Source organism: Blastococcus sp. SYSU D00820, from assembly GCF_054050695.1.
Window position 1 is genome coordinate 270686 of sequence record NZ_JBJGZW010000001.1, and the last position, 20435, is coordinate 291120.

Below are 20435 nucleotides of genomic sequence, written 5' to 3' on the forward strand. Positions count from 1 at the left end.
ATCGGCGAGCGTCAAGCCCAGCGGCCGGCGATGCAACGTCGTGCAGCGGTCGGGGAGACTGGGCCGGTGTCCGGCGCCCCGGTGGTCGTGGTCGGGGCCGGGCCGGTGGGGCTGACGGCGGCGCTGCTGCTGGCCCGGCGGGGGCTGCCGGTCGTCGTCCTGGAGCGGCACGCGCAGCCCTACGGCTCCCCGCGGGCGGTCCACCTGGACGACGAGGCGGTCCGGGTGCTGCAGGACGCCGGGGTCGCCGAGGCCTTCGCGCGGGTCAGCCGGCCGATGCGCGGGCTGCGGCTGCTCGACGCGCGGCACCGCACGCTCGCCGAGTTCGGCCGCGACCCCGCGGCCGGGGTGCACGGCTGGCCGCAGGCGTCGATGTTCCACCAGCCGGACCTCGAGCAGCTGCTGCGCGACGCGGTGGCCGGCACGTCCGGCATCGCCGTGCGCACCGGCGCCGAGGTGACCGGCGTCGACCTGACCGGTACGGGCGTGACGCTGCGCGGCGGCGAGCGGATCGCCGCCGCGGCGGTGCTCGGCTGCGATGGGGCCAACAGCACCGTGCGCCGGATGATCGGCGCCTCGATGCGCGACCTCGGCCGCGCCGACCGCTGGCTGGTGGTCGACCTGCGCGCGCCGGAGCCGCTGCCGGTCTGGCCGGGCGTGCACCAGGTCTGCGATCCGCAGCGGGCCGCGACGTTCATGCCGGTGGCCGGTGACCGCTACCGGTTCGAGGCCCGGCTGGGCCCGGGGGAGAGCGCGGCGGCGCTGACCGCACCCGCCCGGCTGCGCGCGCTCCTGGCACCCTTCGGTGCCGGGGGCGCCGAGGTGGTGCGGACCGCCGAGTACGTCTACCGGGCCCAGGTCGCCGACCGGTGGCGGGCGGGGCGGGTGCTGCTGGCCGGCGACGCCGCGCACCTGACCCCGCCGTTCGTGGGGCAGGGCCTCGGGCTGGGGCTGCGCGACGTGCACCAGCTGGCGTGGAAGCTCGCCGACGTCGTGACCGGGCGGGCGGGGGAGCAGCTGCTCGACACCCACCAGGCCGAGCGGGCGCCGCACGCCGCGGCGCTGGTGCGGCTGGCCGGGCTGGTCGGCCGGCTGATGACCGGGGGCGGGCGCGGCGGCGCCGCCGTCCGCCGGGGTGTGCTGGCGGCCGTCGGGCGGGTGCCGACGATCGCCGCGTACGCCACCGACAGCCGCACCCCGCCGCTGCGCCGCGGGCCGCTGGTGGACCGGCGCGGCCGGCCCGGCCGGCGGCTGGCCGGCTCGCTGCTGCCGCAGCCGGTCGTCACGCTCCCGGACGGCCGCCGGTGCCGGCTGGACGACGTCCTCGGCCCCGGCCCGGCGGAGGTGGCGCTGCTGGCCGGCGACCGGCTCGCGGTGACCGCCGGCGGGCGCCGGACCGAGGTCGGCGACCCGGACGGCGTGCTGACCGGGGCGTTGCGGCGCGCCGGGGCGCGGTCGGTGGCCGTCCGGCCGGACCGGATCGTGCGCGCGGCCCGCTGAACGACGCGGGTCGCCGGCGCTCAGCGCGTGGTCAGCAGCCCCGGGAAACCGGCCGCCAGCTCGTCGAACGCCGCCCGCAGCGCGGTGCCCAGCGGCGTTCCCTCCGCGGCCAGCCACACCTCGAACGCCGTGGTGGCCGCCGCGCGGGTGCTCGTGGCGACCAGCCGGGGGAGCAGCGCCGACGGCGCGGCGCCGGTGCGGCGGGCCACGTGCTCGGCGACCACCCGGTCGACGTCGGCGTAGCGCAGCTGCGAGTGGGCCAGCAGCGCCGGCTCGGCGAGGATCAGCCGCATCCGCTGCCGCAGCATCGGCAGGTCGGCCGCGGCGTAGTCGTTGACCTCGAGGTAGGCCGCGCAGACCGACGCGAGCACCGGCTGGCGGGGATCGGTGGCCTCGAGCAGCCGGGCCAGCCGGTCGACGTGGGCGCCGAAGTCGCCCCAGACGGCGTCGGCCTTGGTGGCGAAGTACCGGAAGAAGGTGCGCCGGCTGATGCCCGCGGCGTCGGCGATCGCGTCGCTGGTGACCCGCTCGAAGCCCTCGCGCCCGAACAGGTCCAGGGCCACCTGCTCGATGCGGGCCCGCACCGCGGCACCCCGCACGTCCACCGCCGCCACCGTCACCGCGCCATCTTGCTCCTCCGCCCGGCCACCGGAGGCAGGTGTTGCCCATGGCACTCGGTGTCTCTAACGTCCCCGGCATCCCGCACGCCGACCGACGGAGGCCCCTCATGCCCGAGACGACGACCGCAACCACCGACGCCGAGGCGACCGCCGCCCCTGCCGCCGAGGAGGCCCTGGTCGAGGAGCAGCTCGTCGAGGAGGTCTCCATCGACGGCATGTGCGGCGTCTACTGAGCAGCCCGGTGAGCGACGCGGCCGCGGCGGCCGAGGGCTTCGACCCGGAGCTGCCGTGGCGGCGCGCCCGGTCGGTGGCGCTGCGCCCGGAGCCCTTCGGCGCGCTGGTCTACCACTTCGGCAACCGCAAGCTGTCGTTCCTCAAGTCGAAGACGCTGGTCAGCGTCGTGGAGACGCTGGCCGACCACCCGAGCGCCGACGCCACGCTCGTCGCGTGCGGCGTCCCCGAGGCCCAGCGGCCCGCCTACGTCAAGGCGCTGGCCGATCTCGCCCGTTCCCAGATGATCGAGAGAAGGACCTCGTCGCCCCCCACCGCTCGCGAGCTCGCGGTGGGCCCCTGCGACGAGGCCGTCCCGGAGGCTTCCCGATGACCGCAGTGCTCCCGCAGCGCCCGACCGGCGGCCGGCTGGTCGACCAGTTCGAGTACGGCCTGGACGCCCCCATCTGCCTGACGTGGGAGCTCACCTACGCCTGCAACCTCGCCTGCGTGCACTGCCTGTCCTCCTCCGGACGGCGCGACCCCCGCGAGCTGAGCACCGCCGAGGCCGAGCGGGTCATCGACGAGCTGCAGCGGATGCAGGTCTTCTACGTCAACGTCGGCGGCGGCGAGCCCACCGTCCGGCCGGACTTCTGGCACCTGCTGGACTACGCCATCGGCCACGACGTCGGCGTCAAGTTCTCCACCAACGGCGTGAAGCTGGACCGGGCGCGTGCCGCGCAGCTGGCGGCCACCGACTACGTCGACGTCCAGATCTCCCTGGACGGCGCGACGGCGGAGGTCAACGACCGCGTGCGTGGCACCGGTTCGTTCGCCACCGCGACCCGCGCGCTGGAGAACCTCACCGAGGCGGGGATGAAGGACTTCAAGGTCTCCGTCGTCGTCACGCGGGAGAACGTCGGCCAGCTCGACGCGTTCAAGGCGCTGACCGACCGCTACGGCGCCCAGCTGCGGATCACCCGGCTGCGCCCGTCCGGCCGCGGCGCCGACGTCTGGGACCAGCTGCACCCGACCCAGGCCCAGCAGCGCGAGCTGTACTCCTGGCTGCTGGCCAACGGCGAGCAGGTGCTGACCGGCGACTCGTTCTTCCACCTGTCGGCCTACGGGCAGGCGCTGCCGGGGCTCAACCTCTGCGGCGCCGGTCGCGTGGTCTGCCTGATCGACCCGGTCGGAGACGTCTACGCCTGCCCCTTCGCCATCCACGAGCAGTTCCTCGCCGGCAACGTGCGGGACGAGGGCGGCTTCCAGCGGGTCTGGCAGTCCTCCGACCTGTTCGCCGAGCTGCGCAGCCCGCAGACCGGCGGCGCCTGCTCGCGGTGCGCGCACTACGACGCCTGCCGCGGCGGCTGCATGGCGGCGAAGTTCTTCACCGGCCTGCCGCTGGACGGCCCCGACCCCGAGTGCGTGCAGGGCCACGCCGAGGGGCTGCTGGCCGCCCGCGACGAGACGACGGTGAAGCCGAAGAGCCACCTCGACCACTCGCACAGCGGCCCGGTGCGCGGCCAGCCGACGCTGCTCGGCATCCCGAGCATCCCCAGCAAGATCTGCGACGAGTCCCCGCTGGCCGGGCTCGGCCGGGGCTGATGCCCGGCCGGGCCCGCCCGGTGCTCAGTCCAGGTCGACCTTCTGGTTGTCACCGGCGTCGATCCGCTCGCCGGTGGCCTTGGCCTTGACGAAGCTGAAGACGGTGGCCAGCCGGCCGCCGGGGCTGTCCCAGTACTCGGCGGAGTCGCCGTCGACCTTGATGAGGACGACGTCCGGGTCCTCCGGGCCGTTGGGGAACCACGCCTCGACGCCGCTGTTCCACAGCTCCTTCTTCTTCGCGACGTCGTCGACGACGATCGCCCGCCCGGTCAGCGACACCCACGTGCCGCCGGACCCGATGCCGACGTTCACCTGCGGCGAGGTGGCGATGTGCGCGACGGGGTTCGAGCCGCGCTCGGCGTAGAACCAGAGGTCGCCGTCGAACTCGACCTCCTGCAGCGTCATGGGCCGGCTGGTCAGCTTGCCCTCGGGCGTGATGGTGGTGAGGAAGCCGAACCGCTCGCCCTTGATGAGCTCGGCGACCTTGCGTGTGGCGTCGGTGGTCATGGAGCGTCCCTGCCCAGGTCCGGCCGGGGGAACACGCCGGTCCCGGAATGCCGGCCGGTGCCCGCGACTTGGCCCCTCTCGTGACCACGACGCAGGAGCGGCCCGCTGCCGCCGACCAGGCGCAGCCCCGATCCGGCACCGCGCGCACCGCCCTCACGCTGGGGGCCTTCGTGGCGCTCGGCCCGCTGACCGTGGACATGTACCTGCCCGCGCTGCCGAGCGTCGCCACCGACCTGGAGACGACGTCGTCGGCGGTGCAGCTGACCCTGACCGGCACCCTGGTCGGGCTGGCGCTCGGCCAGCTGGTGCTCGGGCCGCTCTCCGACGCCCTGGGCCGCCGCGGTCCGCTGCTGGCCGGCACGGCGCTGCACGTGCTCGCCTCGCTGCTGGTCCTCGTCGCGCCCGACGTCGTCACCCTGTCGGCGCTGCGCGTGCTGCAGGGCGTCGGCACGGCGGCCGGCGCGGTGATCGCCCTGGCCGTGGTCCGCGACCTGTTCGACGGCCGGGCCGCAGCCACCATGCTCTCCCGCCTGTTCCTCGTCATCGGGGCAGCGCCGGTGCTGGCGCCCACGATCGGCGGGGAGGTGCTGCGGTTCACCAGCTGGCGCGGGGTCTTCGTGCTGCTGGCGATCTACGGCCTGCTGCTGGTGGCCGTCGGCTGGTTCGCCGTCCGGGAGACGCTGCCCGCCGAGCGCCGGCGCAGCAGCGGCGTCGCCGGCACGCTGCGCGACTACCGGCGGCTGTTCCGGGACCGCATCTACGTCGGCCTCGTGGTCGTGGCCGGGCTGACGATGGCCGGGCTGTTCAGCTACGTCTCGGGCTCCTCCTTCGTCTTCCAGGACGAGTTCGGCCTGGACCAGCAGCAGTTCGGGCTGCTCTTCGGCGCCGGCGCCTTCTGGCTGATCGCCGCCACCCAGCTCAACCCGGTGCTGCTGCGCCGGTGGTCCTCGGCGCAGGTGCTGGTCGGCGGCACGGTGGCCGGCGCGGTCGCCGGCGTCGTGCTCGTGGTGCTGAGCGCCACGGGCACCGGCGGGCTGCCGGGCGTCGCCGCTCCGCTGTGGCTGGTCCTGTTCGCCTCGGGCCTTGCGCTGCCCAACGCGCCGGCGCTGGCGCTGTCCCGGCACGGCGAGTCCGCGGGCACCGCGGCGGCGCTGCTCGGCGCGGTGCAGTTCGGCGTGGGCGCCGCGGTGGCGCCGCTGGTCGGGCTGCTCGGCAACGACGCCGTGGCGATGGGCGCCGTCGTCGTCGGAGCGCTGGGCCTGGCGCTGGGCGTGCTGCTCGTCGTCGTCCAGCCGTGGCGGCTGCCCGAGCCCGACGCCGACGCCGACGCCGACGCCGCCGTGGCCGTCGCCCACTGACCCGGCTCAGTCCAGCGGGGCGAACCGCCACTTCAGGCCGGTGATCAGCAGGTCGAGGCCGAACTCGAAGGCGGCGTCGTGCGGCCGGTCGAGCAGCTCGGCGATCGCGGCCAGCAGCACCGGCTCGTCGGCCAGCGCGCGGGCGCGGAGGGCGTTGAGGTCCTCGTCGCCGGCGGCGGGCAGGGGCTGCTCGCGCTGCCGCTCGGCCTCCGCCTGCCACTCGGTGGCGCTGCCGATCACGTAGGCGCCCAGCGCGAACAGCGCCTGTTGCGCGTCACCGGGGGTGAGGCCGGCGCCGACCAGCACGCCGAGCACCCGCTCGATGCCGGTGAACGACTCCTGGCTGGGCCGGTTGCCGGCCAGCACCCGCGGGGCGTCGCGGACGGCGATCAGCGCCTCGAACAGCCGGCGGGCGTCCTCGCGCAGCCACTCCCACCAGGGCTGGCCGGGCTCGGGGACGGTGTAGGAGCGGCCCGCGCGGCGGACCAGCTCCTCGGCCATGAGGTCCATGAGCTGGCGCTTGCTGTCCACGTGCCAGTACAGGGTCGGCCCGGAGACGCCCAGCCGGGCGGCGATCCGGCGGAAGGAGACGCCCTCGAGGCCGTGCTCGGCGAGCAGCTCCAGCGCGGCCGCCACGATCGCCGCGCGGGTGACGGCGGCGCGCGGCGGGGACTCCGGTTTCACGCTTGACAGCCTAACGGTGTTAGAGGACGGTGGCCGCCGTGTCTAACACCGTTAGAGGGCCCGCGATCGAGGTCGCCGGGCTGCGCAAGCGCTACACCTCGGGCGACTCGGTCGTCGAGGCGGTCAAGGGCATCGACCTGCGGGTGGAGGCCGGTCAGACGTTCGGTTTCCTCGGGCCCAATGGCGCGGGCAAGTCGACGACCATCGAGATGCTGTGCACCATCCGCAACCCCACCTCGGGCACCGCCCGGGTGGCCGGTTTCGACGTCGTCCGCGAGCGCGACCGGGTGCGCCGCCGCATCGGCCTGGTCTTCCAGCAGCAGACGCTGGACCTGCAGCTCACCGCCGAGCAGAACCTGCGCTTCCACGCCGACCTCTACGGCCTGCCCCGTGCCGAGGCCGACCGGCGGATCGCCGAGGTGCTGGAGATGGTCGCCCTCGCCGACCGGCGCTCCGACGTCGTGATGCGCTTCTCCGGCGGCATGAAGCGCCGGCTGGAGATCGCCCGGGGCCTCGTGCACGCCCCGCAGGTGCTCTTCCTCGACGAGCCGACGATCGGCCTGGACCCGCAGACCCGCGCGGCGATCTGGGACTACCTGCACGACCTGCGGCGCACCACGGAGATCACCGTCTTCGTCACCACGCACTACATGGACGAGGCCGAGCACTGCGACCGCATCGCGATCATGGACCACGGCGAGATCGTCGCCGAGGACACCCCGGAGGCGCTGAAGTCCAGCATCGGCACCGACCGGATCGCCCTGCGCACCGACGACGACGAGCTGGCCATCGCCCGCGTCCGCGAGCGGCTGGGCATCGAGGCCGGCATCCACGAGGGGCAGGTGACCCTCGCCGTCGCCGACGGCGCCCAGGTGGTGCCGCGGCTGTTCAGCGAGCTCGGTGTCGGCATCCGGTCCGTCACCGTCACCCGGCCGAGCCTGGACGACGTCTTCCTCACCTACACCGGCCGGACCATCCGTGACTCCGAGGGCCCGCAGGCGATGCGGATGCCCCCGTTCGCCGGGAGGCGATGAGCATGACCACCGACACCGCACCGACCCCGGTCGACGCGCTGCCCGAGGTGCGCAGCGACCTCGCCCACCAGGCCCGCGCCACCTGGGTGGTCATGCGCCGGGAGCTGCTCCGCTTCCGCCAGGACCGCGCGCGCGTGCTCACCATGCTGCTGCAGCCCCTGCTGTTCATCTTCGTGATGGGCACGGGCCTGGGCACGATCGTCGACACCGGCGGCGGCACCGACTTCACGACGTTCCTCTATCCCGGCATCCTCGCGACGTCGGTGCTGTTCACCGCGGCCTTCGCCGGCATCTCGCTGGTCTGGGACCGGGAGTTCGGATTCCTCCGCGAGATGATGGTGGCGCCGATCTCGCGGGCGTCGATCATCTGGGGCAAGTGCCTGGGCGGCGCGGTCGTCGCCACGGGGCAGAGCCTGGTGCTGCTCGCGCTGCTCGGCGCCGTGGGCATCCCCTACGACCCGCTGCTGATCCTCCAGCTGGTCGGCTGCCTGTTCCTCGGCTCGCTGCTGCTCACCGCGCTGGGCGTGCTGCTGTCGACCCGCATCAGGACCATCCAGGCCGCGATGCCGGTCAGCCAGCTGCTGATCATGCCGATGATGTTCCTGTCGGGGTCGCTGTTCCCCGTCTCGGGGCTGCCCGACTGGCTGGCGGTGCTCACCCGGCTGAACCCGCTGACCTACGTCGTCCAGCCGATGCGGCAGCTCACCCTCGACCGGCTGTCGCTCACGGCGGCCGAGCGCGAGCGGCTGCTGCCGGTGCTCAGCTGGTTCGGCTGGGAGGTGCCGGTCGGCGTCCAGCTGCTCACCGTCGCCGTCCTGACGCTGGGGCTGGTCGCGCTGGCGGCCCGGCTGTTCCGCAGCGCCGAGTAGCCCGCACCGCCGAGGAGCCCGGCGCGGCGGGCAGGGGGTGGCGACCTAGGCTGCGGCGGTGCCCTCCCTGTCCGCCGTCGTCTGGCCGGACGTCCCCGGGTCGCCACTGCTGGTGGTGCCGCTCGGCTCGGTGGAGCAGCACGGCCACCACCTGCCGCTGACCACCGACACCAGCGTCGCGTGCGCGGTGGCCGAGGCGGCGGCCGACGGTCTGGACGGCGCGCTGCTGGCGCCCGCACTCGCGTACGGGGCCAGCGGCGAGCACGAGGGCTTCCCGGGCACGATCTCGCTGGGCACCGAGGCGCTGACCGGCCTGCTGGTCGAGTACGGCCGGTCGGCCAGCCGCTGGGCCGGGCGGGTGCTGCTGGTCAACGGGCACGGCGGCAACGCCGACGCCCTGCGCACCGCCGGGACGCTGCTGCGCAGCGAGGGCCGGGACGTCGCGTGGTTCCCCTGCGGGGTGCCCGGCGGCGACGCGCACGCCGGCCGCACGGAGACGTCGCTGATGTTGCACGTGGAACCGCAGGGGGTGCTGGGGTCACGCGCCGTGGCGGGCGAGACCGCCCCGATCCAGGAGCTGCTGCCGCGGCTGCGCGCCGACGGCGTGCACGGGGTGAGCCCGACCGGCGTGCTCGGCGACCCGGCCGGGGCCAGCGCCGAGGAAGGCGCGCAGCTGCTGGCCGGGATGGTGACGCGGCTGGTGGCCGCGGTCGGCACCTGGCGGGTGGACCCGGCCGGCCGGCTGCTGGGGTGAGCAGTCGGAGCCCGACGAGGCGGGGGGCGGAGCCCTCCCCGAGGAGTGGCTCAGGGGGGCTCCGCCCACCGGGGGACGGCACGTGGCCGCGGTGCGGTCCTGCAGGACCGCGATCTAGCCGAGCGCCTCGGCGAACAGTGGCACCGTCTGGTCCAGGGCGTAGCCGATGCCCAGCACCGACGAGCTCGAGAACGCGTTGACCACGGTCTCGTCGTCGAGGACGATCGCCCGCCCCTGCTGGACCGCGGTCAGCGTGGGCCACAGCGGGTTGCTGGTGATCAGCCCCGGGTCCACGAAGATCGGGAAGGTGACGAGCAGCTCGGAGTCGAGCAGCGACACCTCCTCGTCGCTCACCGGCACGAAGAAGCTGTCGGTGCGGAGGTCCTCGATGGCCTGCTTGTTCTCGAAGCCGAGGGCCTCGAGCAGGTCGACCCGGCCGTCCCCGCGCACGTAGGCGCCGAAGCCCTCGGAGCTGTAGGCGGCGACGACGACCTCGGTGCCGGCGAACTCGGGGTGCGCGGCCGCGGCGTCGGCGATCTGCTGCTCGACGTCCTCCTGCAGCTGGGCGGCCTCGTCGGCCTTGCCCAGCGCCTGGCCGACCAGCTCGAGCTGCTGCTGCCAGGTGGTCTGGTAGGCGTCGACGCCCTCGGGCTGGCCGATGGTCGGCGCGATGGCGTTCAGCGACTCCCAGCGCTCCTGGGTGCCGTCGGAGCGGGTGTCGAGGATCAGGTCGGGCTCGAGCGCCGCGATCTGCTCCAGGCTCGGCTCGAGGGTCTCGATGATCTCGGGCGACTCGTCGTACAGCCCCTCGGCCCACGGGCCGACGCCGTCACCGCCGAAGCCCAGCCAGTCGCTGGCGCCGACCGGCTGCACGCCGAGCGCCAGCGCCGTCTCCGCGTCGGACCAGCCCAGCGCGACCACCCGTGCCGGCTCCTCCTCGACCGTGACGTCGCCGAAGGCGGTCTCGACGGTCACGGGGAAGGCGCCGGAGGACGAGCCGCCACCGCCCCCATCGCCACCGGAGCCCGACCCCGGGTCGGAGTCGGAGCCGCAACCGGCCAGGGACAGGGTGGCGACCAGCAGGGCGGCCGCGCCGCGCAGCAGGGGTCGGGACGACATGGACTCTCCTCGGGCTTGGTTAGCCTGACCTAACCACTCGAGGGAAATGCCGTCCCTGGCCGGGGGGCGATCGTGACCGGCTCGTTAGGCTGCCCGGGTGCGTCCGGAGGGCTGGCTGGTGGTCGTCGACCTGCAGGAGGTCTTCCGGGACACCGGCTCCCCGTGGACCGCGCCCCGCTTCGACGAGATCCGCCCACGGGTCCGGGAGCTGGTCGAGGCCTTCGGCCCGCGCGTCGTCTTCACCCGGTTCGTGGCCCCCGAGAAGCCCACCGGCGCCTGGGTCGACTACTACGAGAAGTACGACTTCGCCCTGCAGCCCCCCGACGCCCCGCTGTGGCAGCTGGTCGAGGACCCGGGCGGCGCGCCGGTCGTCGACGCGCCCACCTTCGGCAAGTGGGTGCCCGAGGTCGTCGACCTCGTGGGGGAGGGGCCGCTGACCGTCGCCGGCGTCGCCACCGACTGCTGCGTGCTCTCCACCGTCGTGCCCGCCGCCGATGCCGGCATGCGGGTGCGCGTGGTGTCCGACGCCTGCGCCGGGGCCGACGACGAGGCGCACGAGGACACCCTGCGGATCCTCGGCTGCTACGCGCCGCTGGTGGAGGTCGTGTCGACCGCCGAGGTGCTGGGACGGGCGTGACGCCCCCGCCCGGCCCCGCCGTCGGCGCTCCGCCGGACCTGCCCCTGCCTGCCGGCTACGCGGTCCGGCTGGCGCCGGGCACCCGGCGGCGGAACGGCGGCACCGTGCTGCTCGGCGGCTCTCCGATGCGCCAGCTGCGGCTGCGCCCGCGCGCCCGCGACCTGCTGCACGGTGACCGGCTGGTCGTCGCCGACCGGGCCACCGCCACGCTGGCCGCCCGGCTGCTGGACACCGGGCTGGCAAATCCCGAGCTCCCGGACGTCGCGGACGGCGGCCCGGCGGTGACCGTCGTCGTCCCCGTGCGGGACCGCACCGCGGGGCTGGTCCGCCTGCTGGCGGCCGTGCGCGCCGATCCGGCGACCGCCACCGTGCCGGTGCTGGTCGCCGACGACGGGTCGGCCGACGCCGCGGGGGTCGCGGCGGCCGCCGCGGCGCACGGCGCCGAGGTGCTGCGCGCCGAGCGGTCCGGCGGTCCGGCCGCGGCGCGCAACCGCGGCCTGCGGGCGGCCCGGACGCCGGTCGTCGCCTTCCTCGACTCCGACTGCGTGCCCCGGCCGGGGTGGCTCGCGCCGCTGCTGCGGCACCTGGCCGATCCCCGGCTGGCGCTGGTCGCCCCCCGGATCGTCGCGCTCGGCCCCGGCTCCGGCTGGCCGGCCGACTACGAGGCGCTGGCCAGTGCGCTCGACATGGGCGCCCGGCCGCGCGCCGTCCGCCCGGGGACGGCGCTGTCCTACGTGCCCAGCGCGGCCCTGCTGGCCCGCCGCGACGCCCTCGGTGACGGCTTCGACGAGCGCCTGCCGGTGGCCGAGGACGTCGACCTGGTGTGGCGGCTGTGCGCCGCCGGCTGGCGGGTGCGCTACGAGCCGGCCGCCCAGGTGGCCCACGACCACCGCACCGGCGTGCGCGACTGGCTGCGCCGCCGCGCGTTCTACGGCACCGGGGCCGCGCCGCTGGCCGCCCGGCACGGCGCCGCCGTGGCCCCGCTGGTGGTCTCGCCGTGGTCGGCGGCCGCCTGGGGGCTCGCGCTGACCGGCGGGTGGCCGGGCCGCGTGGTGTCCGCCGGCGTGCTCGCCGAGGCGGCCCGCCGGCTGGCCGGCCGGCTGGCCGCGCCGGGGGAGCCGCGGCCGTACGCGCTGGCCGCGGGTCTGGTCGCCCGCGGCAGCCTGGTGGCCGGACGCACCCTGGCCCGGGCCGCCACCCGGCACCACTGGCCCGTCGCCGGGGCCGCCGCGCTGCGCTCCCGCCGGGCCCGACGGCTGCTGGCCGCCGCCGCGGTCGCCGACGGGCTGGCCGGCTGGTGGCCGCACCGCGACCGGATCGGCCCCGGCCGCTTCCTGGCCGCCCGGCTGCTCGAGGACCTCGCCTACGGCGCGGGGCTGTGGACCGGTGCCGCCCGGGCCCGCAGCCCCCGCGCGCTGCTGCCCGCGCGGCCACCGCGGATCTGACCGCACGGCCCGGCCTGGTGGAATCGCGCGCGACCAGCGACGATGGGCGTGACATGAGCCACTGCCCCCGGACCGCGGCCGACCGCCGATGAACCCGTGGCTGGCGCTGCCGGACGGTCGGCCGAGCCCCGCTCTCGCGCGGCGGCTGCGGGCTGCCCACGAGGCGCTGGTCACCGCCGGCGGCCCGCCGCGCGAGCCGGTCCGCCCGGTGGTCTGGGACTCCTGGCGGCGCAGCCTCGGCAGCGGGGTCGACCCCGACGGCCAGGCCCCGCCGGTGGACCTGCTCGACGACGACCTCGCCGCCTACCGGGCGGCGCACCCGCTCGCCCCGGTGCTGCCGGTCATCCGCCGGCTGCTCGTGGAGGACGCCGAGGACGACCGGATGATCGTCGCGGTCACCGACGCCGACGGCCGGATGCTGTGGGTGGAGGGCGACTCCCGGCTGCGCAGCCGGGCCGCCGGCATGAACTTCGTCGAGGGCGCCCGCTGGGCGGAGGAGGTGGCCGGCACCAACGCCCCGGGGACGGCGCTCGCGGTCGACCACGCGGTGCAGATCTACGGCAGCGAGCACTACCGCCGCTCGGTGCAGCCGTGGAGCTGCTCGGCCGCGCCGGTGCACGACCCGGTCACCGGGGTGCTGCTCGGCGCGATCGACGTCACCGGCGGCGACGCGGTGGCCAGCCCCCACGTGCTCACCCTGGTCCGCGCGACCGTCGCGGCCGTCGAGTCGGAGCTGCGCTGGCTGCACCGGGAGCGGCTGGAGCGGGCCGGCAGCCGCCCGCCGGCCGCCGCGCCGGTGCCCCCGGCTCCCCGGCTGGACGTCCTCGGCCGCGAGCGGGCCCGGCTGGTGCGACCCGGCGTCGCGCCGCTGGAGCTGTCGCTGCGCCACTCCGAGCTGCTCCTGCTGCTCGCCGAAGCCGCGGTGACGGGGGAGGGCCGCACCGCCGAGCAGCTGGCGGCCGAGTGCCACGCCCGCGACGCCGCACCGGTCACCGTGCGCGCCGAGCTCTCCCGGCTGCGCCGGCTGGTCGGCGCCGACCTGGTCGGCTCCCGGCCCTACCGGCTGCTCGGCCGGCTGGACACCGATCTGGACCAGGTGCGCCGGCTGCTGGGCCGCGGCGCCGTCGGTCAGGCGCTGGAGCGCTACGCCGGCGCGGTGCTGCCCCGCTCGACCGCCCCCGGCGTCGCGGTCGCCCGCGAACGGGTGGGCGCGCTGCTGCGGCAGGCGGTCCTCGGCAGCCGCCGTCCCGAGCTGCTGCTGCGGTACAGCGCGCTGCCCGAGGCCCGGGACGACGTCGCCGTCTGGCAGACCTGCCTGGAGTGGCTGCCCCCCACCTCGCCGCGGCGCACCGCGGTCGCCGCCCACCTCGGCCGGCTGCGCCGCGGCCGGCGCGTGCACTGACCGCCGTCGCCCGAGCCGGCGCGTCGGGAATACCCGCACGACCGGGCGGACTTGCCCCTCCCATGTGAGCGTTCCGTCCCCCGCAGCCGCCCCCGCCCTCCCCAGCACCCGGCGGGTGGTTGTGGCGGTCGTCGCCCTGGCGCTCGGCGCGTTCGCGATCGGCACCACCGAGTTCGTCACCATGGGCCTGCTGCCCGACATCGCCCGCGGCGTGGACGTCGACATCCCCTCCGCGGGGCACGTGATCTCCGCCTACGCCCTCGGTGTCGTCGTCGGGGCGCCGGTGATCGCGGCGCTGGGCGCGCGGCTGCCCCGCCGGTTCCTGCTGCTGGCGCTGATGGTGGCCTTCCTGGTCGGCAACGCCGCCAGCGCGCTGGCGCCGGGACAGGGCAGCCTGCTGGTGGCCCGGTTCGTCGCCGGCCTCCCGCACGGCGCCTACTTCGGTGTCGCCTCGCTGGTCGCCGCCTCGCTCGTGCCCGCCCACCTGCGGGGCCGCGCGGTCAGCTCGGTGATGCTGGGGCTGTCCATCGCCAACGTCGCCGGGGTGCCCGCGGCCACCTGGCTCGGGCAGTCGCTCGGGTGGCGCTCGGCCTACTGGGCGGTCGTCGTGCTCGCCGCGCTCACCGTGGCCGCGGTCGCCGTCGTCGTGCCGGCGTCCCCGCCGCAGCCGGGGGCGTCGCTGGCCACCGAGCTCGGCGCCTTCCGCCGTCCGCAGGTGCTGCTCACCCTGCTCGTCGGCGTGGTCGGCTTCGGCGGCATGTTCGCCGTCTACAGCTACATCGCGCCGGTGACCACCGAGGTCACCGGGCTGGGCCGCAGCGTGGTGCCGTGGGTGCTGCTGGCCTTCGGGGTCGGCGGGGTGCTCGGCACCGTGCTCGGCGGCCGGCTGGCCGACCTCGCGCTGTTCCGCTCGCTGGTCGGCGCGATGGTGGCCCTCGGCGTGCTCCTGGCCGCCTTCCCGGCGGCCGTGCAGACCGCGGTCGGCCTCTTCGCCGCCGTCTTCGTGCTCGCGGCCGCCGCCTCGGCGCTGGTGGTGTGCCTGCAGATGCGGCTCATGGAGGTCGCCGCCGAGGCGCAGATGCTGGGCGCGGCGCTCAACCACTCGGCGCTCAACGCAGCCAACGCGCTCGGGGCGTGGCTCGGCGGCGTGGTGATCGCCGCCGGCGCCGGCTACACCGCGCCCGCGGTCGCCGGAGCGGTGCTGGCCGCCATCGGGCTGGCGACGCTGGCGGTCTCGGCGCTGGTGCGCCGCCGCGAGCAGCGGGGCTGCAACGGCGCTGCAACGTTGCGGGCCGGCGCGGTCGCGGGGACGACGCGCGCCTGACCTCCGCAACAGCGGATCCCGACGACGACGAGCGATCCGCATCCGCGGAACCGCAGCCGTGCCCGACCCAGCTAAGCGTGGCCTAAGTCACTGCCCCGTTGACAGACTCCGCAGCACGCCCGGCCGCGTGCCGGGCGGATCGACCCTGCAACGGAGCGGAGGACACCAGTGACCGAGCTCGGACGGGCACGCAGTTCCGGAGGCCGGCGCGGGCCGGCGGCGGAGCGTGAGGCCCGGTGACGCGGATCAACGTGCGGGTCGACGGGGTCGCGTACACCGACGACGTCGAGCCGCGGACCCTGCTCGTCCACTACCTGCGCGAGACGCTGGGCAAGGTCGGCACCGTCGTCGGCTGCGACACCAGCAACTGCGGCGCCTGCACCGTCCACCTCGACGGCGAGGCGGTGAAGTCGTGCACCGTCTTCGCCGTGCAGGCCGACGAGGCCGAGGTGACGACCATCGAGGGCGTCGGCCGCGACGGCGCGCTGCACCCCGTGCAGAAGGCCTTCCACGAGATGCACGGCCTGCAGTGCGGGTTCTGCACGCCCGGGATGATCATGGCCTCGATCGACCTGCTCAAGGAGAACCCGAGCCCCAGCGAGACCGAGATCCGCGAGGGCATCGAGGGCAACCTCTGCCGCTGCACCGGCTACCAGAACATCGTCCGCGCGGTGCAGCAGGCCGCCGGCGAGATGTCCGGTCAGGCCGAGACGACGGGAGCGCAGCAGTGACGGTCACCGAGGAGCCGCAGGCCGCCGACGCGCCTGCCCGCGAGATCGGCCAGGCCCGGCGCCGCAAGGAGGACGCCCGGCTCATCACCGGCCGGACGACGTGGACCGACAACATGGTCCTGCCGGGGATGCTCCACGTCTCCGTCGTCCGCAGCCCCGTGGCGCACGCCCGGATCACCAACGTCGACGTCAGCGCCGCCCGCGAGGCGCCCGGCGTCGTCGCGGTCTACACCGGCCAGGACCTCGCCGAGGAGCAGGGCTCCATCCCCTGCGCCTGGCCGGTCACCCCCGACATGGTCAACCCCGGCCACCCGTCGATCGCCGTCGACCAGGTCAACCACGTGGGCGAGGCGGTGGCCGTCATCGTCGGCCGCAGCCGCGCGGCCGCGGCCGACGCCGTCGAGCTGGTCGACGTCGACTACGACGTGCTGCCGCCGGTGCTGGACATGGAGGAGGCGGTGGCCGAGGGCGCGACCCTCGTGCACGGCCACACCGAGTCCAACCGCAGCTACCACTTCGTCTTCGACGCCGGCGAGGCCGGCAGCGGTGCCGACACCGAGCAGGCCTTCGCCGACGCCGAGGTGGTGGTCAGCCGGCGGTTCGTCCAGCAGCGGCTGATCCCGGCGTTCATGGAGCCGCGCTCGGTCGTCGTCCAGCCGCAGGGCGACAACTACACGATGTGGTCGGCCACCCAGATCCCGCACATCCTTCGGGTGATGGCGGCGATGGTCACCGGCATCCCCGAGCACAAGCTGCGCGTCATCGCCCCCGACGTCGGCGGCGGCTTCGGCGGCAAGCTGCAGGTCAACCCGGAGGAGATCCTCTGCCTCCTGGTCGCCCGGCGGCTGGGCAAGCCGGTCAAGTGGACCGAGACCCGCAGCGAGTCGCTGATGACCGCGCACCACGGCCGCGACCAGATCCAGTACATCGACGTCGCCGCCGACCGGGAGGGCAACGTCAAGGGCCTGCGCGTGCGGCTGCTCGCCGACATGGGCGCCTACCTGCGGCTGATCACCCCGGGCGTGCCGGCGCTGGGCGCGTTCATGTTCCCCGGCATCTACAAGTTCCCCGCCTACCGCTTCGAGTGCGACGGCGTCTTCACCAACAAGGTGCCCACCGACGCCTACCGCGGCGCCGGGCGGCCGGAGGCGACCTTCGCCGTCGAGCGGATCATGGACGAGCTCGCCGTCGAGCTCGGCATGGACCCGCTGGAGCTGCGGCGGAAGAACTGGATCGGTGCCGACGAGTTCCCGTTCACCACGGTGGCCGGGCTCCAGTACGACAGCGGCGACTACGACACCGCCACGCAGAAGGCGCTCGAGCTCATCGGCTACGACGAGCTGCGCGAGGAGCAGCGCCGCCGGCGGGAGTCCGGTGACCCGGTCCAGCTGGGCATCGGCTTCTCCACCTTCACCGAGATGTGCGGCCTGGCCCCCTCCCGGGTGCTCGGCTCGCTGTCCTTCGGTGCCGGCGGCTGGGAGCACGCCTCCATCCGGATGCTGCCCACCGGCAAGGTCGAGGTCGTCACCGGCTCCACGCCGCACGGCCAGGGCCACGAGACGGCCTGGAGCCAGCTGGTCGCCGACAGCCTCGGGGTGCCGTTCGAGGACGTCGAGGTGCTGCACGGCGACACCGCCATCTCCTCCCGCGGGCTGGACACCTACGGCTCCCGCTCCCTGGTGGTCGGCGGCTCGGCGGTGGTCAAGGCGGCGGACAAGGTGATCGCCAAGGCACGGAAGATCGCCGCCCACCTGCTGGAGGCCAGCGAGGACGACCTGGAGTTCTCCGGCGGGAAGTTCTCCGTCCGGGGGACGCCGGGCACGGGCCTGGGCATCCAGGAGATCGCCCTGGCGATCTTCGCCGCGCACGACTATCCGGAGGGCATCGAGCCGTCGATCGACGCCGAGGCCACGTACGACCCGGAGAACTTCTCCTTCCCCCACGGCACGCACATCTGCGCCATGGAGGTCGACACCGACACCGGGTTCGTCAAGATCCGCAAGTACGCCTGCGTGGACGACGTCGGCACGATCGTCAACCCGCTCATCGTCGAGGGGCAGGTGCACGGCGGCCTGGCCCAGGGCATCGCGCAGGCCCTCTACGAGGAGGCCGTCTACGACGCCGACGGCAACCTGACGACCGGCACCTTCGTCGACTACCTGCTCCCGTCGGCCGCCGACCTGCCGCACTTCGACACGGGCAACACCGTGCACGCGGCGCCGGGCAACCCGATCGGCGCCAAGGGGGTCGGGGAGGCCGGCTGCATCGCCAGCACGCCGGCCGTGGTCAACGCCGCCCTCGACGCCGTCCGGCACCTGGGGGTGTCCGACATCCGGATGCCGCTGACGCCCGAACGCGTGTGGCGGGCGGTCAACGGCCAGGGCGACGGCGGCGACCGCGCGCCCGCACGCACCAACGCCCAGGCCGTCGACTCGGCCGAGGCGCCCGGCACGTCGGCTCCGTCGCAGGGAGGAGAGCTGTGATCCCCGCTCCGTTCGCCTACGTCCGACCGACGACGGTCGACGAGGCGCTGCAGGCGATGGCCGAGGGCGGCGAGGACGTCAAGGTCCTCGCCGGCGGGCAGTCGCTGATCCCGGTCATGCGGCTGCGGCTGGCCGCACCGGAGACCGTCGTCGACCTGAACCGGATCGCCGAGCTGCGCGGCGTCCGGGACGACGGCGACGCGATCGTCATCGGCGCCATGACCACCCACGCCGACGTCGTCAAGGACCCGCTGGTGAACCAGTACGCCCGGCTGGTCGCCGAGGCCACCGAGACCGTGGCCGACCGGCAGGTGCGCCACCGCGGCACCTTCGGCGGGGCGCTGGTGCACGCCGACCCGGCCGGCGACCTGCCGGCGGTGGCCCTGGCGCTGGACGCGCAGTTTGTGCTCGCCGGCCCCGGCGGGCGGCGGACGGTGCCGGCGTCGGAGTTCTTCGTCGACTACCTCACCACCGCGCTGGAGGAGGGTGAGCTCCTCGTCGAGGTGCGCATCCCGAAGCTCGAGGGCAGCTGGGGGATGCGGTACGAGAAGTTCAACCGCGTGGCGCAGGCCTGGTCGATCGTGGCGGTCGCCGCCGCGGTCCGGCGGGAGGACGGGCACATCGCCGAGGCGAGGATCGGGCTGACCAACATGGGCCCGACCCCGCTGCGGGCCCGGGCCGCCGAGGCGGCCCTCGCCGGTGCCGAGGCCAGCGCCGAGGCGATCGCCGCGGCCGCCCGGTCGGCTGCCGAGGGCACCAGCCCGAGCAGCGACCTGAACGCCCAGGCCGACTACCGCCAGCACCTGGCCCAGGTGCTGACTCGCCGCGCGGTGACGGCCGCCGCCGGACTGTAACGTCGGGACACCCCGGACTCCGCACCACCGGATCGGCCGGCCCGCCCCCTCCGAGGGGCGGACCGGCCGAGCCGTTCCACCGCCAGGAGGTCGCACCGTGCAGTTGGAGAACTCGTTCACCGTCCCTGTGCCCGTCGACGAGGCCTGGCGGGTGCTGCTGGACATCGAGCGGATCGCACCCTGCATGCCCGGGGCGGCGCTGGACTCGGTCAGCGGTGACGACTTCACCGGCCGGGTGAAGGTCAAGCTCGGCCCGATCAACCTCACCTACCAGGGCAAGGCCTCGTTCGTGGAGAAGGACGAGGCGGCCCACCGCGCGGTCATCGACGCCCGCGGCAAGGACCAGCGCGGCAACGGCACCGCGGCCGCCACGATCACCGCGACCCTGGCCGCGGAGGGCTCGGTCACCCGCGTCGACGTGCTCACCGACCTGAACATCACCGGCCGGCCGGCCCAGTTCGGGCGGGGCGTCATGACCGACGTCGGCAACAAGCTGCTCGGCCAGTTCGCCGACAAGCTCGCCGCCCAGCTCGGCGAGGGCGACGAGCAGGGCGACGCCGAGCGGGCGAGCGCCGCCGCGAAGGTCGCCGGCACGGTGACCGGCGCGGCCGAGGAGATCGCCGCGTCGGTCGAGCAGACCCCGGGGGACAACGCCGTGGCCGAGACCGCCCGCAAGGCCGGCGCCGCGGCCAAGAAGACCGCCGCGGCGGCCAGCAACGCCACGACGTCGGCAGGGTCGTCGGCCGGGAAGAGCACCCCCGCGAAGAAGGCCCCGGCCAAGAAGGCCGCCGCGGCCGCCGCGGACACCCCGCCGGCCGACACGCCCCCGGCCGACACTCCCCCGGCCGACGCCACGCTCGCCGACCGCATGCCGGGCGCCCCCTCGACGTCGGCCCCCGCGGCCACCGACACCGCGCCCGCCGCGACCGACACTGCCCCGGTCGAGGCCGACGCCGCGCCGGCCGCCGACACCCCGCCGGCCGACACTCCCCCGGCCGACGCCACGCTCGCCGACCGCGTGCCGGGTGCGCCCACCACCAGCGCCCCGCCCCGGCCCAGCACCCCGCCGTCCGGCCCGACCGCGCCGCCGGCCCGCCCGGCCACCGGCGGTCCGGCCAAGAGCAGCCCGGCCACCGCGCCGAAGCAGGCGCCCCGCCCGCAGGCCGAGCCCGAGCCGATCGACCTGCTCGAGGTGGCCGGGGGCGCGGCGCTGGCCCGCTACGCCGGGCCGGCCGCCGGGGTCACCGCCCTCCTCCTGCTGGTGACGCTGGTCGTCCGGCGGCGGCGCCGCCGCTGAGG

20 protein-coding genes are annotated in these 20435 nt (G+C 75.5%); 16 read left to right on the top strand and 4 right to left on the bottom strand.

Going from position 1 to position 20435, the window contains the following annotated elements; all coding sequences use genetic code 11:
* The first annotated feature begins 66 nt into the window (after window positions 1-66).
* Window positions 67-1500 carry a bifunctional 3-(3-hydroxy-phenyl)propionate/3-hydroxycinnamic acid hydroxylase gene (locus ACI79R_RS01230; protein WP_456571751.1) on the top strand — a complete coding sequence of 478 codons (1434 nt, stop codon included), beginning with the start codon at window positions 67-69 and terminating at the stop codon, window positions 1498-1500.
* A gap of 20 nt (window positions 1501-1520) precedes the next feature.
* Here ACI79R_RS01230 and mftR read toward each other — a convergent pair whose 3' ends face one another.
* A complete protein-coding gene (gene mftR, locus ACI79R_RS01235) occupies window positions 1521-2120 on the bottom strand; it encodes a mycofactocin system transcriptional regulator (protein WP_456571752.1) in 600 nt (199 codons plus the stop codon).
* Between the two features lie 107 nt (window positions 2121-2227).
* Between mftR and mftA the strand changes: the two genes are divergently transcribed.
* The 3 genes from mftA to mftC are packed head-to-tail and all read left to right on the top strand — an operon-like array spanning window position 2228 to window position 3935.
* Window positions 2228-2353 (top strand): mycofactocin precursor MftA, encoded by a 126-nt coding sequence (gene mftA / locus ACI79R_RS01240; RefSeq protein WP_456571753.1) that lies wholly within the window; start codon window positions 2228-2230, stop codon window positions 2351-2353.
* 8 nt (window positions 2354-2361) lie between these two features.
* Window positions 2362-2724, top strand: coding sequence for a mycofactocin biosynthesis chaperone MftB (gene mftB / locus ACI79R_RS01245; protein ID WP_456571754.1), 363 nt, complete (start codon window positions 2362-2364; stop codon window positions 2722-2724).
* Window positions 2721-3935: a mycofactocin radical SAM maturase gene (gene mftC / locus ACI79R_RS01250; protein WP_456571755.1), complete on the top strand. Its 1215-nt coding sequence runs from the start codon at window positions 2721-2723 to the stop codon at window positions 3933-3935. Before mftB ends, mftC begins: the two co-directional genes overlap by 4 nt.
* Window positions 3936-3959: 24 nt before the next feature.
* On the opposite strand, the gene ACI79R_RS01255 is transcribed toward mftC, so the two are convergent.
* A complete protein-coding gene (locus ACI79R_RS01255) occupies window positions 3960-4442 on the bottom strand; it encodes a pyridoxamine 5'-phosphate oxidase family protein (protein ID WP_456571756.1) in 483 nt (160 codons plus the stop codon).
* An 80-nt stretch (window positions 4443-4522) separates the two neighbouring features.
* Here ACI79R_RS01255 and ACI79R_RS01260 point away from each other — a divergent pair, with 80 nt between their 5' ends.
* Window positions 4523-5800, top strand: a complete 1278-nt coding sequence (locus tag ACI79R_RS01260) for a multidrug effflux MFS transporter (RefSeq protein WP_456571757.1) — start codon at window positions 4523-4525, stop codon at window positions 5798-5800.
* A gap of 6 nt (window positions 5801-5806) precedes the next feature.
* Here ACI79R_RS01260 and ACI79R_RS01265 read toward each other — a convergent pair whose 3' ends face one another.
* On the bottom strand, window positions 5807-6484 hold the full coding sequence (locus ACI79R_RS01265) for a TetR/AcrR family transcriptional regulator C-terminal domain-containing protein (protein WP_456571758.1): 678 nt from the start codon (window positions 6482-6484) through the stop codon (window positions 5807-5809).
* A gap of 29 nt (window positions 6485-6513) precedes the next feature.
* Here ACI79R_RS01265 and ACI79R_RS01270 point away from each other — a divergent pair, with 29 nt between their 5' ends.
* The 3 genes from ACI79R_RS01270 to mftE are packed head-to-tail and all read left to right on the top strand — an operon-like array spanning window position 6514 to window position 9141.
* Window positions 6514-7518 (top strand): ATP-binding cassette domain-containing protein, encoded by a 1005-nt coding sequence (locus tag ACI79R_RS01270; RefSeq protein WP_456571759.1) that lies wholly within the window; start codon window positions 6514-6516, stop codon window positions 7516-7518.
* 2 nt (window positions 7519-7520) lie between these two features.
* Window positions 7521-8387, top strand: coding sequence for an ABC transporter permease (locus tag ACI79R_RS01275; protein WP_456571760.1), 867 nt, complete (start codon window positions 7521-7523; stop codon window positions 8385-8387).
* Window positions 8388-8445: 58 nt separating this feature from the next.
* Window positions 8446-9141 carry a mycofactocin biosynthesis peptidyl-dipeptidase MftE gene (gene mftE, locus ACI79R_RS01280; RefSeq protein WP_456571761.1) on the top strand — a complete coding sequence of 232 codons (696 nt, stop codon included), beginning with the start codon at window positions 8446-8448 and terminating at the stop codon, window positions 9139-9141.
* A gap of 114 nt (window positions 9142-9255) precedes the next feature.
* On the opposite strand, the gene ACI79R_RS01285 is transcribed toward mftE, so the two are convergent.
* Window positions 9256-10260, bottom strand: coding sequence for an iron-siderophore ABC transporter substrate-binding protein (locus ACI79R_RS01285; RefSeq protein WP_456571762.1), 1005 nt, complete (start codon window positions 10258-10260; stop codon window positions 9256-9258).
* Window positions 10261-10357: 97 nt separating this feature from the next.
* On the opposite strand from ACI79R_RS01285, the gene ACI79R_RS01290 reads away from it, so the two are divergent.
* The 8 genes from ACI79R_RS01290 to ACI79R_RS01325 all read left to right on the top strand — a co-directional run bounded on the left by ACI79R_RS01290 (window position 10358) and on the right by ACI79R_RS01325 (window position 20433).
* A complete protein-coding gene (locus tag ACI79R_RS01290; protein WP_456571763.1) occupies window positions 10358-10897 on the top strand; it encodes a cysteine hydrolase family protein in 540 nt (179 codons plus the stop codon).
* The gene (gene mftF, locus ACI79R_RS01295; RefSeq protein ID WP_456571764.1) at window positions 10894-12342 is read left to right on the top strand and encodes a mycofactocin biosynthesis glycosyltransferase MftF; all 1449 of its coding nucleotides are present in this window, start codon (window positions 10894-10896) and stop codon (window positions 12340-12342) included. The genes ACI79R_RS01290 and mftF overlap by 4 nt, the downstream gene beginning before the upstream one ends.
* Window positions 12343-12430: 88 nt before the next feature.
* Window positions 12431-13744: a GAF domain-containing protein gene (locus tag ACI79R_RS01300; protein ID WP_456571765.1), complete on the top strand. Its 1314-nt coding sequence runs from the start codon at window positions 12431-12433 to the stop codon at window positions 13742-13744.
* Between the two features lie 121 nt (window positions 13745-13865).
* On the top strand, window positions 13866-15068 hold the full coding sequence (locus tag ACI79R_RS01305) for an MFS transporter (RefSeq protein WP_456571766.1): 1203 nt from the start codon (window positions 13866-13868) through the stop codon (window positions 15066-15068).
* 236 nt (window positions 15069-15304) lie between these two features.
* Window positions 15305-15799: a (2Fe-2S)-binding protein gene (locus tag ACI79R_RS01310; RefSeq protein ID WP_456571767.1), complete on the top strand. Its 495-nt coding sequence runs from the start codon at window positions 15305-15307 to the stop codon at window positions 15797-15799.
* Window positions 15796-18282, top strand: a complete 2487-nt coding sequence (locus ACI79R_RS01315) for a xanthine dehydrogenase family protein molybdopterin-binding subunit (RefSeq protein WP_456571768.1) — start codon at window positions 15796-15798, stop codon at window positions 18280-18282. Before ACI79R_RS01310 ends, ACI79R_RS01315 begins: the two co-directional genes overlap by 4 nt.
* Window positions 18279-19136, top strand: a complete 858-nt coding sequence (locus ACI79R_RS01320) for an FAD binding domain-containing protein (protein WP_456571769.1) — start codon at window positions 18279-18281, stop codon at window positions 19134-19136. The genes ACI79R_RS01315 and ACI79R_RS01320 overlap by 4 nt, the downstream gene beginning before the upstream one ends.
* A 97-nt stretch (window positions 19137-19233) precedes the next feature.
* Window positions 19234-20433, top strand: coding sequence for an SRPBCC domain-containing protein (locus ACI79R_RS01325; RefSeq protein WP_456571770.1), 1200 nt, complete (start codon window positions 19234-19236; stop codon window positions 20431-20433).
* The last annotated feature ends 2 nt before the right edge of the window (window positions 20434-20435 follow it).

Bases quoted from the DNA above. Each gene is read 5' to 3' on its own strand.
- mftC (WP_456571755.1), top strand. From the start codon at position 2,721: ATGACCGCAGTGCTCCCGCAGCGCCCGACCGGCGGCCGGCTGGTCGAC.
- ACI79R_RS01285 (WP_456571762.1), bottom strand. From the start codon at position 10,260: ATGTCGTCCCGACCCCTGCTGCGCGGCGCGGCCGCCCTGCTGGTCGCC.
- ACI79R_RS01275 (WP_456571760.1), top strand. From the start codon at position 7,521: ATGACCACCGACACCGCACCGACCCCGGTCGACGCGCTGCCCGAGGTG.
- ACI79R_RS01255 (WP_456571756.1), bottom strand. From the start codon at position 4,442: ATGACCACCGACGCCACACGCAAGGTCGCCGAGCTCATCAAGGGCGAG.
- ACI79R_RS01300 (WP_456571765.1), top strand. From the start codon at position 12,431: ATGAACCCGTGGCTGGCGCTGCCGGACGGTCGGCCGAGCCCCGCTCTC.
- mftA (WP_456571753.1), top strand. From the start codon at position 2,228: ATGCCCGAGACGACGACCGCAACCACCGACGCCGAGGCGACCGCCGCC.